We start from the raw sequence: 14587 nt of genomic DNA on the forward strand, positions 1-14587 counted from the left end.
TGCCTCCCTCCCGACCGAGGGCGTGACGAAGGCAACATTTCGTCCTATTAACGGAATACGGACAACGTCATGGGCGCTGGCTAGGGTGGGAACAGGTTCCAATGCATGTTCCACGGTTTCCCGTGCTCTTACTGAAAGGCCAAGCCATGCCCTACCCGGTTGAACAGAATGAGAAGTTCGCAGCCTACGCCCACCCGGAGCGGCTCGTTTCCACGGAGTGGCTCGCGGCTGCCATCAAGGACGGCGCAGTGGCCAATGGCGGGCTGGTGGTGGTGGAGTCCGACGAGGACGTGCTGCTGTACGAGACCGGCCATATCCCCGGTGCCGTCAAGATCGACTGGCACACCGACCTGAACGACGAAGTGTCCCGCGACTACATTGACGGCGCGGCCTTCGCTGAGCTGGCGGCGTCCAAGGGCATCTCCCGGGACAGCACCGTGGTCATCTATGGCGACAAATCCAACTGGTGGGCCGCATACGCGCTCTGGGTCTTCACGCTCTTTGGCCACCAGGATGTCCGGCTGCTCGACGGCGGCCGGGACAAATGGATTGCCGAAGGCCGCGAGCTGACCAAGGACCGGCCTGCCCCCGCCCGGGGCAGCTACCCGGTAGTTGAGCGCGACGACGCCCCGATCCGCGCCTTCAAGGACGACGTCCTGGCTCACCTGGGCAAGCCCCTGATCGACGTCCGCTCCCCCGAGGAATACACCGGCCAGCGCACCCACATGCCTGCCTACCCGGAGGAGGGCGCCCTCCGCGGCGGCCACATCCCCACTGCGGCATCCATTCCCTGGGCCCGTGCCGCCGCAGCTGACGGCACCTTCCGCAGCAGGGAGGAACTGGAGGCCATCTACCTGGGCGAAGCCGGGCTGTCCGAGGGTGACGACGTCGTGGCGTACTGCCGCATCGGCGAGCGGTCCAGCCACACCTGGTTCGCCCTGAAGTACCTCCTGGGCTTTGATTCCGTCCGCAACTACGACGGATCGTGGACCGAGTGGGGCAACGCCGTGCGGGTGCCGATCGTCAAGGGCGCCGAGCGTGGTTCCGTTCCCGTCGCCGTCGGAGCCTGACGCAGGACCACCCGCGTAGACTTGGAACGATGACTACTCAAGCTTTGCCTTCCGCCCTGGCGGCAATCGTGGACGACTTCCAGGCCTTGTCCGAACCCGAGAGGCTGCAGCTGCTGCTGGAGTTCTCGGAAGGACTGCCGGAGCTCCCCAACCGGCTCAAGGACCACCCCGAACTCCTGGAGCAGGTGGTGGAGTGCCAGTCGCCGCTGTTCCTCACCATCGAGACAGAGAAGAACGACGCCGGTCCCGCCGGCGCCGTGCGGCTGTACTTCAAGGCCCCGGCTGAGGCTCCCACCACCCGGGGTTTTGCCGGCGTCCTGCACGAGGGACTGGACGGCCTGTCCGCGGAGGAGATCCTGTCCGTGCCGGACGACATGCCGGAGCGGCTGGGGCTCACCCGGGCCATCACCCCGCTGCGCATGAGGGGCATGACGGCCATGCTGGGAAGGATCAAGCGCAAGGTGGCCGCCGCCGCCAAGGTCGCCTGACCCCCCCTCCATGGCACGCAGGAACGGCTCCCAGGGAACCCCGGCCACAGCGGCTTTGACCGCGGCCGGGGTTCCCTTTGTGCTCCACCCCTACACCCACGATCCGGCGGCCGCGAGCTATGGCACCGAGGCCGCCGAGGCCCTCGGCATTGATCCGTCGCGCGTCTTCAAGACGTTGATGGTGGACGTGGAGGGCCGGCTGGCCGTGGGCATCGTACCTGTCAGCGGAACCCTCGACCTGAAGGCAATGGCTGCCGCACTCGGAGCCAAGAAGGCTGCCATGGCTGATCCCGCAGCGGCCCAGCGGCGCACAGGCTATGTGCTGGGCGGCATCTCCCCGATCGGCCAGCACCAGCCCTCCCCCACGGTCCTGGACTCCTCCGCGTTGCGGCTGGAGACGATGCTGGTGTCCGGGGGGCGCCGCGGCCTGGACATCGAGCTAGCTCCGGCCGACCTCATCCGGCTGACGGAAGCTGTTGCGGCGCCCATTGGTTCGCCGGCTGCGGGCAACTCCCGTCCATAGCAGTGCAGGGGCTGGGAGCCCCTGGCTACTCGATTACGTACCGCTGCATCATGTCGTTGTCCTCGTGCTCCAGGATGTGGCAGTGCCAGACGTATTCACCCGTGAAGGATGAGCCGATGGCCAGTGGGTCACCTCCTGCAGCGGCCGCGCCGAAGGGGACGCGGATCCGCGTCACTTCGCCAGGCATCGCCACCACGGTGTCCTTCCATCCCTGTTCATTGGCCGGCGCGGCCTTGGGACGGCCGATCAGGAAGGGCTTGACCGGTACAGCGCACCCCCTTCCGGGCGTGACGAGTCCGGTTTTGGGGTCTACGTAGTCCGTGGCCTCAAGGTAGGAGTCGGCATCGAACTTTTGCCGGTTGAGCACCTGGAACTGCGTGAAATGCAGGTGGATCGGGTGGGCGTCCACCGTGGTGTTGATGAGCTCCCACTGCTCCAGTGTGTCTTGCTTCACCACCGTGATGTCGGGGCTGTCGAACATCCTGTTGTTCAGCAGCGCCATGATGGGAACGTCATCGGCGTTCGCCACTTCCACCAATGCCATGGACCTGGTGGCCACGGTGGGCAGTTCCACGAGCCGGGTGAGAGGCTCGGACCGCAGCTGGGCCGGCAGCGGCACCGTATAGCCGGGCTCGGAGAGGACAGTGAACTGCATGATTTGTGGGAGCGGGATGGCGCCGCGCTGGACAGATTCCGGCCCGTTCGGGAAGGGCACCCGGGCACTGTTGGCCAGGACCACCTTCGAACCTGCCTTCAGCCCGGCGAAGTCCACCACAATGTCTGCCCGCTCACCGGGTCCCATGACCAGCCTGTTGAGCCTGACCGGGGCGTCCAGCAGGCCGCCGTCGGACCCTATCTGGTGGAAAGTGACTGCGGTGCCGTCCGCGATGAACTTGAAGTCGTAGAACCGCGCGTTGGAGCCGTTGAACATCCGGAAGCGGTACTTGCCGCGGGCCACGTCCAGGTTGGGCCGGCATTTTCCGTTGACCGTGGCAACATCGCCGAAGAACTCAGGGGCCCAGGGCCGGGCTGCGCCGTCTGCGTCCACTAGTTCAGGGTTGGGCGGGTAGGCAAACGAGCCGTCCTGGTTGAACATGCGGTCCTGGATGACCAGCGGCAATTCATATGGCGGCGGTGGAAGATGTGTCCCGTCGCCGGTGTCGATGCCCGTACTGCGGGTGTCCCGGAGCAGGTAGCCACCGGCCAGCCCGGCGTAGACATTCAGGCGGGTGAGGCCCAGCGCGTGGTCGTGGTACCAGAGGCCGGCCGCATCCTGGTTGTTGCCATAGTGGTAGGTGTACGAGGCGCCGGGCCGGAAAGTCTGTCCAGGGCCGCCGTCGGACGTTGGTGCAGTGTTGCCGCCGTGGAGGTGGACAGCCGTCCTGGGAGATCGGGCGTCGTTGCTGCCAGGCGGGACCAGTTCCGGGTCGATGGCGAAGGCAAGGGGATGCCGCCCAATATCGTTGTGGACTGTGAGGCTCAGGGGTGTATCCTTCCGGGCGATGATGACCGGCCCCAGGTAACTCCTGGATGATGCAGCGTCCTGGTACGTCAGCGTGTCGGTCAGGCCCATTTCGGCCTGGAAGCGGTGGCGGGAGTTGCGGGCCCACAACTCAAGGTTGCCGCCGGACCGCATGTCGATAACCCCCAGGTCGGCGAGCGTGGGAAGCTGCTCCGTAAAGATGCCGGGCGGGGGAACGGGGGCCGCCAGTCCCGGGCTGGCCCCGGATCCATAAGCCTGGGTCAGAACACCTGCACCGGCCACAGCGCCGGCCTGCAGCAGTTGTCGTCTTGTAATGCGCATTTTGGGGCCCCATTTCTTCGCAGCGGTATCCCCCCTTGGGCAGCAGGATAGACCTGTGCTTTAGTCCGTCATAGGGTCACGGGTCCCCTCCGTAAGGGGGTGGGCCACCCCGGTATGCCCTCCAGTCCGCCCCGCGGCCCGGCCGGTGAAATGGTCCATGGTTTGGTTGACCCCCAGCACGTCCATGACCCGGTCGAAGACGCCAACCGGAAGGACCCGCAGGGCCGGCAGCAGGTTCACGATGGGCGGCAGGACCAGCTTTCGGCGCCCGGCTTCGATGGCATCCAGGACCTTGGTTGCCACCTGCTCTTCCTGGAGGATGGGAAGAAGCAGGGGCCAGCGCGTCCGGACGCCGTCGAACATCCCCGTGTCGATGTAATAAGGGCACACCGCCAGCGTATTGACACCAATTTTTCCAGCGCGGAGCTCGGCACGGAGTGATTCGTTGAAACCGAAGGCGGCAAACTTGCTGGCGGAATAGTCTGTCTGGCGGGCGACGCCCACCAGGGCTGCAGCACTGGCAATGGTGACCACGGTTCCCCGCCGGCGGTCTACCATTCCGCCCAGGAAGCCGCGGGTGACCCAGTACAGGGCCATGACGTTGACCTTCATGGTCCTTTCGATGGCTTCTTCCGTGGCGTCGAGGAGTGCCAGGCCGCTGACCACTCCGGCGTTGTTGACCAGGATATCCACGGGTCCGGCAACAGCCGCCGCGGCCTTTACGCCCCCACGGTCCGTGACGTCCACGGCATGGGCTTCGGCCAAACCGCCGGCAGCCCGGATCTCGTCGCGCACCGCCGTGCCGCGTTGGACGTCCACATCCCAGATCACCACCCGGCTTCCGCGCCGGGCTGCTCCAAGCGCCAGGCGGCGGCCCAGCCCGCTGCCGCCTCCCGTGATCAGCACAGTTGCGCCGGAAAGCCTGGTTCCCTGGGGCATATCAGTCCTCCTGCGATGTTGGCGGCGCGTGTCCCGGCGCCACGGGCAGTGTCCTTTGACGGCTTCGGGGTACGCGGCCCATCACCCTGATGGCCCCTTTCATGATCCGTGCGTAGGTCCGGTTGGACATGCCGGGAAGGGGTGCAACACGGAGCAGCCGCTGCACGGCGATGGTCTGCGGCTCGGTGTACTTGAGGATGCCTTCCCGGCCGTGGCGGCGGCCTGCGCCGGACTCCTTCATGCCCCCGATCGGTGCATCATGGGATGCCCAGGTGGCTGCGTAGCCTTCATTGACATTGACCGTTCCCGTCAGAAGCCTGCGGGCCACTGCCTCGCCCCGCCGGGCCGACCAGACGCTGGCATTCAGTCCGAAGTCGGAATCGTTGGCCAGGGCAACGGCTTCGTCGTCGTCCGTTGTGCGGTAGACGGCCACCACCGGCCCAAAGGTCTCTTCCCTGGCAAGGAGCATCTCCTGCGTGACTCCCGTCAGGACCGTTGGCTCGTAGAACAGCGGCCCCAGATCCGGCCGGTGCCGTCCGCCGGTGACCAGTTGGGCTCCTTTGGCGAGCGCATCCTGGACGTGGCGGTCAACCCGTTCCAGCTGCGCCGGGCTGATGAGGGATCCCATGCCAATGTCCCAGTCCGGTCCGGGAGCCATGCGGATGCCTTGCACCGCGGCCGCGAAGGCGGCCAGGAAGCTGTCATGGACGTCAGCGTGCACGTAGATCCGTTCGATGCTGACGCACAGCTGTCCGGAGTTGGAAAAACAGGCGTGTACCGCGCCGGCGGCGGCTTTGCCCACATCCGCATCGGCCAGGACCAGCATGGGGTTCTTGCCGCCGAGTTCGGCCGAGAAGCCGATCAGCCGCTCACTGCACTGCCGCGCCACGGTCTTGCCGGTCTGCGAGGATCCGGTGAACATCAGAAAGTCGACCCGCGCGATCAAGGCAGGGCCAATTGCAGTGCCGGGCCCTGTGACCACTTGGAACAGGCCTGCGGGAAGCCCCGCCTGCCGGAGCAGTTTGAGCATCAGCAGGGCGGTGAAGGGCGTCTGCGAATCCGGCTTCAGGACGATGCCGTTCCCGGCCAGCAGGGCCGGGACGGCGTCCGAGACCGCAAGGGTCAGCGGGTAGTTCCAGGGGCTGATGACCCCCACCACTCCCTTCGGAAGACGGTGTTCGGTGGTGCGGGTCAGGACCGGGGCGGCGCCCTTCCGGCGGCGCGGCCCAAGGTGCCGTTCTGCGGTGCGCGCGTAGTAGTCCGCCGTCAGGACCACGTCCGCAAGTTCCTCAAAGGCGCTCAGCCGGGACTTGCCGCTCTCTGCCTGCACCAGGTCCAGGATGTCCTGCTCCCGGTCCAGCACCAGCCGGCGGAAGCGCCGGATCACCCGGCAACGGTCTTCGACGGAAACGCCTGCCCAGTACCGCTGCGCCACGCGGGCAGTTCCGACGGCGGCATCAACGTCGGGTGCGCTGCACACGGGCACTTCGCCCACAAGCGTGCCGTCAAAGGGTGCGTGCGAAGCCTGCGTCGGGGCGCCCGGTGCTGCCGCAACCAGCCTTGACAGTCCCGCGGCGAGATCCCGGCCCCGCGCGCTCAAGGCCGCCGTCCCGGGCTGTTGTTCGTGGAGTTGGTCCGCCATGTCACGCCCCCGCAGCGGTGTGCCCGGCCAGCGTTCCAGGGGTGAGCCCCGTGCCGGGGTTGAGGCGCGGAGCGAGCTGCTGCCGGAGCCAGGCCTTAACCAGCCGTTCCCAGCGCTCGGGGTCCACATTCCATTCCTTGGTGTGCCGTGCGTGGTTGAACGTCTCGAACGTGACCATCTCCGGGTTCCGTTCGGCCAGGAGCGCGGACGGTCCGTAGGGCACGTACTCGTCGTCAACGCTGTGGATGATCAGCGTGGGTGTCCGCAGCTCCACGGCCCGGGACACCCAATCCATGACCTTCAGGTCCACCGGTGCCGACAGGCCGGTCAGGCGGCGCCCCAGCGGGTGGCCCAGCATCAGCTGCCCGTAGCGGCCCACCAGCGACGGAATCCGGTTCAGCTGTGCATGGTGCGCCAACACGGTCACCCAGTCGATCACGGGTGCGTCAAGCACCATGGCCCGGATCAGGTGCCGGTACCGGGAAAGGTCCGCGGTCTGCAGGCAGATGGCCCCTCCCATGGACCAGCCGAACAGGACAATTTCCTCGGCCCCCTCGGCCAGCGCATACTCAATGGCGGCTTCGATGTCCTGCCACTCCGTGGAGCCCAGGCCGTACCGTCCGTCATCGGCCGACGGCGCCAGCCCGTCGTTGCGGTAGGACACCAGCAGGCTGGTCAGGCCCAGCTCCAGTGCCGGTCCCACCGCCCGCAGCGCTTCCTGCCGGGTGGCTCCGCGGCCGTGCACCATGATGGCCCAGGTGCGGGCTGTCCCCTTGGCCCGGACCAGCCAGGCCGGCGCTTCCCCGCGCTCCACGGGTATCAGCACGTCCTCGGCAGGAATTCCGACGGCGGCCGGGTCAGGGTAGGTGGCGCCGCTCCACCATCCCCAGCGGGCCGTGGACAGGTCGCCGCTGTAGACGGCTTCGACCTCGCGCAGGACCGTGCGTTCGGCCGGCGAGTAGGAGATGATGCGGCCGATCCGCGCGTGGCCCTTGCCGCCGTCGAAAAAGAATCCGTAAACCCCATCCACGGTGGTGTCGTCATTGGCGGCCAGGATCACCTGCTGCTTCTGCCCGTCCCGGATTACGGCCAGCAGTTCCTTGTCCGCTGCCCGTTGCCGGGCCGGGGTAATGACGCGGCGGGCAAAGTACACGGCGAGCGCGGACGAACCGGCGCCCAGCAGGCTGGCCACGGAGCCGCCGGCGACAGCTCCGCCGATGGCCCACTTCGCCCCCGGCGACATTCCGCCGGAATCCCTGGTGGTTGCAGTCATTGCAGGGCGCGCTCGCCGGAAAGGTGCCATGGGACTATTCTTACCGGCGTTGCCGCCGATACCCGCATTCCCGGGCAGGAACGGCACGGCGGCGCACGGCTCTCCGGTCGTGTTCCGGCACTTTCTCCAAGTGCGGTGCAGGCGCCCCCGAGCGGCGCTAGGCTAAGGCCATGAGTGATCCGATCATCATCCTGACCGAAGAACCCCTGGGCGCGGACGACCGCGTGAACATTGAACGGCTGGTGGATGGATCGGACAGCCGGCTGCTGGTCCTGGTCCCTGCGAACACCGAGCGCCACCTGCTCGTGGACTTCCTCGAAAACCTCTCCATGCTGGACGTTGCCAAGGCATTCCGGGAACTCGCCGGCCGCAACCCGGACGCCGCCGCCGAGCGGGCGCACGCGGATGAAACACTCGCCACCTCGCTTGCCGCGCTGGAGGGCCTGGGCTCGGGTGTGACCGGCCAGGTGGTGGAGGGGAAGGCGGTGGACGGCCTTGTGGCGAAGGTCCGGGAAACCGGCGCCGCGCAGGCCGTGGTGATCACCAGGCCGCATGCCGTGGCCGATACCTTCCACACCGACTGGGCCAACAAGGCGCAGGACCAGCTCGGTGTCCCTGTGCTCCACCTGTACGCGGGCTCGGGATTTATCGGCGACTCCTGAGCGTTGGGAATGCTATGAGCATCTTTGGAAACAGCATCTTCGGTAACAAGTCGGCAGGCGTTGTTGGCGGGGCACCGGCCAATGCCACGCAGGACCCGGCCCGGCATGACACTGCCAGGCAGGACACCCCTCAGCAGGACACCGGCATCCCGGAAACTGCCGTCAGGAAGAGCGATGAACAGTGGCGGGAGGAACTGACGCCGGAGGAGTACCACGTGCTGCGGCAGGCCGGAACCGAGCGCCCTTACACCGGTGAGTACTGGGATACCCACACAGAGGGTGTGTATCAGTGCCGGGCGTGTGGCGCCGAACTGTTCACCAGCAACGAAAAGTTTGACTCGCACTGCGGCTGGCCTTCCTTCTGGGCTCCGCTGGCTGAGGGGAATGTGCGCTACATCCACGACAGGACCCTGGGCATGGAAAGGATTGAGGTGCGGTGCGCGTCGTGCGACTCGCACCTGGGCCACGTCTTTGAGGGCGAGGGGTATGGAACGCCCACCGACCAGCGCTACTGCATCAATTCGGTGTCACTCCGGCTGGTGGCCAGGGATGATGCCGGGGACAGTACGCCGGAAAGCTGAGCCGGAGAGGGCAGCGTTCCGGGACTGATCCCACAGCGGAGGGACAGTCTCGATCCTTCCCGGAAACCATCGAGGCTAAGCGTTTCTTACGAATGAGTTGTTTTGGCATAAGTCCTGCTGGTTGCTTGTTACGCTCACCGGAGAAGCAAGCAACCAGAAAGGCAGCCGACGATGACAGAGACCCTGACCACCGCCGTCACCGGGATTTCCGCACAGGACCAGGACTGGCTCCGGCTCAAGGCCGCCGCCACCGCACTGCAGGCGCTCCAGGTCCAGGACGGGTCCGTCCCCAACCCCGCGGACCACGGGGAGGCAGCGCAGTACGTGGATGCCATTGTGGCCGCCATCCGGGCCCTGGCCCCCGCCTTTCCGCACGACGCCGACTACCTGGACGCCGCCTGCAAAGACTTCGAGGCATGGGCCGCCGGCGGCTTTCCTGTCCCCGACTTCCTCTCCTCGCTCCTGGCCTTCCAGCCGCAGGAGCACCGCCGCGACGGGCTGCAGCACCTTGTGGCGTTCCCGATGTACACCCAGAACGGCAGCAGCAACAGGCTGGTGGAGGCTGTGCTGGTGGAGGTCATCTGGCCCGAATTCATCGCCGGACTGGAGGCCGGGGACTACTCGAACAAGCTGTTCGTCCCCATCCGGTTCGTCGACTTCACTCCCGGCTACGACACGAACTCGGCCGTTCTCTTCCCCGAGACTGTGGCCGTCAGCCAGACCCCCACGTTCACATGGGGCGCCATCTTTGCCGACCGTGAAGCCGCCCGGTTCCGCCGCGTGCTGAAGGCCGCCGCGGAGATCACGGCCCTGGAGCTGCCGGAGGCCGCCGCGGAACTGCTCGCGGACCAGGACCTCACCGAGGCCACCTTCGTGATGTGGGACCTGATCCACGACCGGACGCATATGCGCGGGGACCTGCCGTTCGATCCGTTCATGATCAAGCAGCGGATGCCCTACTTCCTGTATTCGCTGGAAGAACTGCGCTGCGACCTCACGGCCTTCCGCGAATCGGTGCGGATCGAAAGGGACGACGACGCCGACCCCGACGCACGGCGGCACGCGAAGCTCGTACAGTACGCAATCATCTTCGACCGCATTTTCCGCTTCGCCATCACCGGCAGCCGGGTCCGCAACTACGATGGCCTGGGCGGCCAGCTCCTCTTTGCCTGGCTGCACCAGCACCACGTGCTGCACTGGACGGATACCCGGCTTACCATCGACTGGGATGAGGTGGCGGACGCCGTGATCGCCCTGGGTGCCAGCATCGACGAACTCTACTGGCGGTCCATTGACCGTCCCAAGACCGCCCACTGGCTGGCGGCCTACCAGCTGGTTTCGGCCACCGTCACGCCCAACCCCGCCTCCGTCTGGGCCAAGGGCCCGGACGCGCTGCCGTTGGCGGGGACGCCCCGCGGACTCACGGACCAGGTGCTGGACGACGAGTTCCCGCTGTCCATGTTCTACGAGGCACTGGAGAAGAAGATGCGCCCCGTCATTGAGTCCACCGCCGGGATCACCGGCCGCTCCGCGCTGTGAGCAGCGCCGGTCCGGCCGGGGGCGCGCCCTCCGCCCGGCCGCTCACTGTCCTGGTGGCCGGCGGCAGCGGCGCGTCGGGAATCGCCGTGGCGCGGGCACTGGCTGCCGCGGGGCACCGGGTGGCCACGGCGGGCTCCGACCAGGCCCGGATCACGGAGGCAGCGCGGAAAGCGGGCGACGGCGTCAGTCCATTTGCGTGCGACCTGGCGGTTTTGGCGGACGTCCGGCGGCTTCGCGACGACGTCACCGGCGCCTTGGGGGCGGTGGACGGCGTGATCCACCTGGTGGGCGGCTGGCGCGGGGCCAAGGGCATCGCGGACCAGTCCGACGACGACTGGGACTTCCTGGAACGCGGCGCCATCACCACGCTGCGCAACGTGTCACGCGTCTTTTTCGACGACATCGCCGCCTCCACGTCGGGAAGGTTTGCGATGGTTTCATCCACTGCCCTGGATCAGCCCGCCGCAGCGGTCGCCAGCTACGTGGCGGCGAAGGCCGCCGCGGAAACCTGGACCATGGCCATGGCCGATGGCTTCCGCCAGGCCTCAGGGAGCAGCGGGAGCCCGGCGGCCGCCACCATCCTGGTGGTCAAGGCGCTGGTGGACGATGACCTGCGCCGCGCCCATCCCCAGCGGAAATTCCCGGGGGCAACGGACGTAACTGACCTGGCTGCCGCCGTCGTCCGGCTTTTCACCACTCCGTCCGCCGAACTCAACGGCGCCCGGCTCCGGCTGGCGGACTGACCGCCTGTCTGGCTTTGCCTGGCGTGGCAGTACCTAAACTGAAAGCGTGAGCAACCCTATGACCACCACAGCAGAAACCCGTGCGGCGCTGCGGCTGCATGATCCCAACGTGCGCGGATTTGCCTCCGACAACTACTCCGGGGTCCACCCGGAAGTCCTGGCAGCCCTTGCCGCAGCCAATGGCGGACACCAGGTCTCCTACGGCGAAGACGACTACACCGCGCGGCTGCAGGAACTGATGGTTGACCACTTCGGCCCAGGCATCGAATGCTTCCCCGTCTTCAACGGCACCGGCGCCAACGTCCTGTCGCTGCAGTCCCTGCTCCCCCGCTGGGGTGCCGTGGTATGCGCCTCCACCGCCCACATCAACATGGACGAGAACGGGGCACCGGAACGCATCGGCGGCCTAAAACTCCTGCACGTACCCACGCCGGACGGGAAACTGACTCCTGAACTGATCGACCGGGAGGCCTGGGGCTGGGGTGACGAGCACCGAGCCCAGCCGCTCGCCGTCTCCATCACCCAGACCACGGAACTGGGCACCTGCTACACGCCGGAAGAAGTCCGTGCCATCGCCGACCACGCGCACGCCAGGGGCATGAAGCTGCACATGGACGGGGCGCGGCTGGCCAACGCGGCAGCCCACCTGGGCGTGCCCCTGCGCGCCTTCACCCGGGACGCCGGCGTCGATATCCTGTCCTTCGGCGGCACCAAGAACGGGCTGCTCTTCGGCGAAGTAGTGGTGGCACTGAACCCGGAAGCCGCCCATGGCCTGGTCTACCTGCGCAAGATGGACATGCAGCTGGCCTCCAAGATGCGTTTCATGTCCGCCCAGTTCATCGCCCTGCTGGAAGGCGACCTGTGGCTGCGCTCGGCCGCACACGCCAACGCCATGGCCACCCGGCTGCGTGCCGCCGTCGACACCATTGAGGGCGTCCGGCCCACCCAGGAAACCGAATCCAACGGAGTCTTCGCCATCCTTCCCCCCGGCACGGCGGACCGTCTGCGCAAGTCCTTCCGGTTCTACGACTGGGATGAGGCGAAAGGGGAAGTCCGGTGGATGTGTTCCTTTGACACCACGGAGGAGGACGTCGATACCTTTGCTGCCGCGATCCGCCATGAGCTCCGGGAATACCGCGCCGGCCAGGCCGGGTGAGCGGCCCCGACGGCGAGCCTTCCTGCCCCGGCCCGTCCCGCCCCGTAATCTGCCAGGGTGAACGCACTGGACCAGGTTCCCCCGGATTTTCTCCACGCCTTGGGAACCCTCAGGAAAGCCCGCTGCCGGAAGGAACTTCGCCTCGCGGAGATCCCAGCCCCTGCGCGGCTGGCACCCTTCGCCGTCGCGCTGGGCGCAGAGGTGATGGCACCGGGCGCCGCAACCCCGGCCACGCCGGTCCACGGACCTGCGGCCATGGCGTTTGCCGCCGCATCCGGAACGGCCGCCCCGGGACCGGCGGACGAGGACGAAACGGAGCTGGCTACCGGACGCTTCATCCTGCTGCACGATCCGGATGGCTCGGCGGTCTGGGACGGCGAGTTCCGGATTGTCACCTACATCCGTGCAGAGCTGGAACCGGAAATGGGCAACGACCAGATGCTGGGAACCGTGGCGTGGACCTGGCTGGTGGAGGCGTTGGAAAACCACAAGGCGGCATACCGGGCCGCCGGCGGCACCGCCACCCGCGTCCTCTCCGAAAGCTTCGGGACACTGGCCGGGCGGCCCGGGTCCATCGACATCGAACTCCGGGCCTCCTGGACGCCCGCTTCCTCCGACGTACAGGCCCACCTTGAGGCCTGGTCCGACATGGTGTGCACGTTCGCCGGTCTGCCGCCGCTCCCCGACGGCGTCACCGCACTCCCACCCCGTCGGCGAAGCCAGCAGAACGGTTACGGGGCAGCCCGGTAAACTGGGGGCATCATGACCCCAAACATTCCGGAAAACACCACGGCCGGCGTCCCGGCTGCTGCTGCCGCATCCCACATCACGGTGGAGGGCTTTGACAGCCCCATCCCCGAAATCATCGACCTTGACTCCCCCCGGGACGGCGTTCCGCTGGTCATCGAAACTGCGTCCGGCCTGGAGCGGTGTGCCGCGGCCATTGCCGCCGGCACCGGACCCGCCGGCGTGGACGCCGAGCGCGCATCAGGTTTCCGCTACGGACAGCGCGCCTTCCTGGTCCAGATCCGCCGCGAGGGCGCCGGAACCTGGCTGATCGATCCCGAACCGTTCGAGAACCTGGACATCATCAACGACGCCCTACGGGGCGTCGAATGGATCCTGCACGCCGCCACCCAGGACCTGCCCTGCCTTTCCGAGCTCGGGATGTGGCCGGACAAGCTCTTTGACACCGAACTCGCCGCGCGCCTGGCCGGGCTGCCCCGGGTAGGCCTGGCCGCCGTCATCGAGCAGCTGCTGGGATTCGGGCTTGCCAAGGAACACTCCGCGGCCGACTGGTCCACCCGGCCCCTGCCGGAGCCCTGGCTGCGCTATGCCGCCCTGGACGTGGAAGTCCTGACCGAACTGCGCGAGGAACTTATCGAGCTGCTGGAGGCGGACGGGAAACTGGAGTACGCCCAGCAGGAATTTGCGGCAATCCTCGCAGCGGGCATCGCTCCCCCGCGCGTTGACCCGTGGCGGAAGACCTCGGGCCTGCACCAGATCCGGGACCGCCGCCAGCTGGCCGCAGTCCGCGAACTGTGGCTGGAACGCGACTCGCTGGCGCAAAAACGCGATGTGGCACCGGGCCGGCTGCTCCCCGACTCGGCCCTCGTCGCCGCGGCGAAGGCCATGCCCGCCACCGTCCCACAGCTGCTCACCACCAAGGGGTTCCACGGGCGCGCTGCCCAGCGCGAAGCGCCGCGGTGGCTGCGCTGCATCGCGGCCGCCCGGGACCTGGAGGACCTGCCACCCCTGCACCTGGCCACCAACGCCCCGCCGCCGCCGCGGGTCTGGGCCGACCGCGATCCGGAAGCCGCTGCCCGCCTGGCCACGGCCCGGCCCCTGCTCCAGGCGAAAGCCGAGGAATTGAACCTCCCGCTGGAGAACCTCCTGACGCCCGACTACCTCCGGCGCGTGGCCTGGCGGCCGCCCGCGGACGTCACTGAAGACTCGATTTCCGCGGAATTGCGGACCCTGGGTGCCCGCCCGTGGCAGGTGGAACTCACGGCTCCGCTGATCTCCGCCGCCTTCCTGGACCCGCAGCCGCTTCCACCCAAGGAACCCAAACAGGCCGCTGCGGCGGCCGGCCAATAACCTTTTCGCGTCAGCCCTTGCAGGCTAAGTTACTCACGAGTAACATCGGTGTACCGACGCCAGGTGAGTG

At 67.4% G+C, this 14587-nt stretch carries 14 protein-coding genes; 10 read left to right on the plus strand and 4 right to left on the minus strand.

Annotation, left to right across the window (positions count from 1 at the left end):
• The first annotated feature begins 146 nt into the window (after positions 1-146).
• The 3 genes from AC6JAM_RS00205 to ybaK are packed head-to-tail and all read left to right on the plus strand — an operon-like array spanning position 147 to position 2081.
• On the plus strand, positions 147-1070 hold the full coding sequence (locus tag AC6JAM_RS00205) for a sulfurtransferase (RefSeq protein ID WP_018770763.1): 924 nt from the start codon (positions 147-149) through the stop codon (positions 1068-1070).
• Positions 1071-1099: 29 nt separating this feature from the next.
• Positions 1100-1558: a SufE family protein gene (locus AC6JAM_RS00210; protein ID WP_497933739.1), complete on the plus strand. Its 459-nt coding sequence runs from the start codon at positions 1100-1102 to the stop codon at positions 1556-1558.
• Positions 1559-1568: 10 nt separating this feature from the next.
• On the plus strand, positions 1569-2081 hold the full coding sequence (gene ybaK / locus AC6JAM_RS00215; RefSeq protein ID WP_497933740.1) for a Cys-tRNA(Pro) deacylase: 513 nt from the start codon (positions 1569-1571) through the stop codon (positions 2079-2081).
• A gap of 25 nt (positions 2082-2106) precedes the next feature.
• Here the strand turns inward: ybaK and AC6JAM_RS00220 are convergent, their stop codons facing one another.
• From AC6JAM_RS00220 to AC6JAM_RS00235, 4 genes are read right to left on the minus strand one after another with little or no spacing between them, the layout of a single operon-like run.
• Positions 2107-3885, minus strand: coding sequence for a multicopper oxidase family protein (locus AC6JAM_RS00220; RefSeq protein ID WP_497933741.1), 1779 nt, complete (start codon positions 3883-3885; stop codon positions 2107-2109).
• A gap of 60 nt (positions 3886-3945) precedes the next feature.
• Positions 3946-4824: an SDR family oxidoreductase gene (locus AC6JAM_RS00225; RefSeq protein ID WP_018770759.1), complete on the minus strand. Its 879-nt coding sequence runs from the start codon at positions 4822-4824 to the stop codon at positions 3946-3948.
• A 1-nt stretch (position 4825) separates the two neighbouring features.
• Positions 4826-6466: a succinic semialdehyde dehydrogenase gene (locus tag AC6JAM_RS00230; RefSeq protein ID WP_497933743.1), complete on the minus strand. Its 1641-nt coding sequence runs from the start codon at positions 6464-6466 to the stop codon at positions 4826-4828.
• Position 6467: 1 nt separating this feature from the next.
• A complete protein-coding gene (locus AC6JAM_RS00235; RefSeq protein WP_056393651.1) occupies positions 6468-7739 on the minus strand; it encodes an alpha/beta hydrolase family protein in 1272 nt (423 codons plus the stop codon).
• A 170-nt stretch (positions 7740-7909) separates the two neighbouring features.
• On the opposite strand from AC6JAM_RS00235, the gene AC6JAM_RS00240 reads away from it, so the two are divergent.
• The 7 genes from AC6JAM_RS00240 (at position 7910) to AC6JAM_RS00270 (ending at position 14517) form a co-directional block, all read left to right on the plus strand.
• On the plus strand, positions 7910-8401 hold the full coding sequence (locus tag AC6JAM_RS00240) for a hypothetical protein (protein ID WP_478221994.1): 492 nt from the start codon (positions 7910-7912) through the stop codon (positions 8399-8401).
• Positions 8402-8415: 14 nt separating this feature from the next.
• Complete coding sequence (gene msrB / locus AC6JAM_RS00245) at positions 8416-8982, plus strand: peptide-methionine (R)-S-oxide reductase MsrB (RefSeq protein ID WP_478221995.1); 567 nt, start codon at positions 8416-8418, stop codon at positions 8980-8982.
• Positions 8983-9153: 171 nt separating this feature from the next.
• The gene (locus tag AC6JAM_RS00250; RefSeq protein WP_497933744.1) at positions 9154-10521 is read left to right on the plus strand and encodes a DUF6421 family protein; all 1368 of its coding nucleotides are present in this window, start codon (positions 9154-9156) and stop codon (positions 10519-10521) included.
• Positions 10518-11264: an SDR family NAD(P)-dependent oxidoreductase gene (locus tag AC6JAM_RS00255; protein WP_018770753.1), complete on the plus strand. Its 747-nt coding sequence runs from the start codon at positions 10518-10520 to the stop codon at positions 11262-11264. Before AC6JAM_RS00250 ends, AC6JAM_RS00255 begins: the two co-directional genes overlap by 4 nt.
• Before the next feature lie 58 nt (positions 11265-11322).
• Positions 11323-12420 (plus strand): threonine aldolase family protein, encoded by a 1098-nt coding sequence (locus tag AC6JAM_RS00260; protein WP_018770752.1) that lies wholly within the window; start codon positions 11323-11325, stop codon positions 12418-12420.
• A 57-nt stretch (positions 12421-12477) separates the two neighbouring features.
• Positions 12478-13170 (plus strand): DUF3000 domain-containing protein, encoded by a 693-nt coding sequence (locus AC6JAM_RS00265; RefSeq protein ID WP_056393644.1) that lies wholly within the window; start codon positions 12478-12480, stop codon positions 13168-13170.
• 12 nt (positions 13171-13182) lie between these two features.
• Complete coding sequence (locus tag AC6JAM_RS00270) at positions 13183-14517, plus strand: HRDC domain-containing protein (protein ID WP_144599647.1); 1335 nt, start codon at positions 13183-13185, stop codon at positions 14515-14517.
• Positions 14518-14587: the final 70 nt, after the last annotated feature.

It is taken from the genome of Arthrobacter sp. GmRoot5-12 (genome assembly GCF_059739365.1).

Excerpts from the sequence above, each read along its gene's own strand:
- AC6JAM_RS00205 (WP_018770763.1), top strand. The coding sequence starts at position 147 with ATGCCCTACCCGGTTGAACAGAATGAGAAGTTCGCAGCCTACGCCCAC.
- AC6JAM_RS00210 (WP_497933739.1), top strand. The coding sequence starts at position 1,100 with ATGACTACTCAAGCTTTGCCTTCCGCCCTGGCGGCAATCGTGGACGAC.
- ybaK (WP_497933740.1), top strand. The coding sequence starts at position 1,569 with ATGGCACGCAGGAACGGCTCCCAGGGAACCCCGGCCACAGCGGCTTTG.
- AC6JAM_RS00220 (WP_497933741.1), bottom strand. The coding sequence starts at position 3,885 with ATGCGCATTACAAGACGACAACTGCTGCAGGCCGGCGCTGTGGCCGGT.
- AC6JAM_RS00225 (WP_018770759.1), bottom strand. The coding sequence starts at position 4,824 with ATGCCCCAGGGAACCAGGCTTTCCGGCGCAACTGTGCTGATCACGGGA.
- AC6JAM_RS00230 (WP_497933743.1), bottom strand. The coding sequence starts at position 6,466 with ATGGCGGACCAACTCCACGAACAACAGCCCGGGACGGCGGCCTTGAGC.
- AC6JAM_RS00235 (WP_056393651.1), bottom strand. The coding sequence starts at position 7,739 with ATGACTGCAACCACCAGGGATTCCGGCGGAATGTCGCCGGGGGCGAAG.
- AC6JAM_RS00240 (WP_478221994.1), top strand. The coding sequence starts at position 7,910 with ATGAGTGATCCGATCATCATCCTGACCGAAGAACCCCTGGGCGCGGAC.
- msrB (WP_478221995.1), top strand. The coding sequence starts at position 8,416 with ATGAGCATCTTTGGAAACAGCATCTTCGGTAACAAGTCGGCAGGCGTT.
- AC6JAM_RS00250 (WP_497933744.1), top strand. The coding sequence starts at position 9,154 with ATGACAGAGACCCTGACCACCGCCGTCACCGGGATTTCCGCACAGGAC.
- AC6JAM_RS00260 (WP_018770752.1), top strand. The coding sequence starts at position 11,323 with ATGACCACCACAGCAGAAACCCGTGCGGCGCTGCGGCTGCATGATCCC.
- AC6JAM_RS00270 (WP_144599647.1), top strand. The coding sequence starts at position 13,183 with ATGACCCCAAACATTCCGGAAAACACCACGGCCGGCGTCCCGGCTGCT.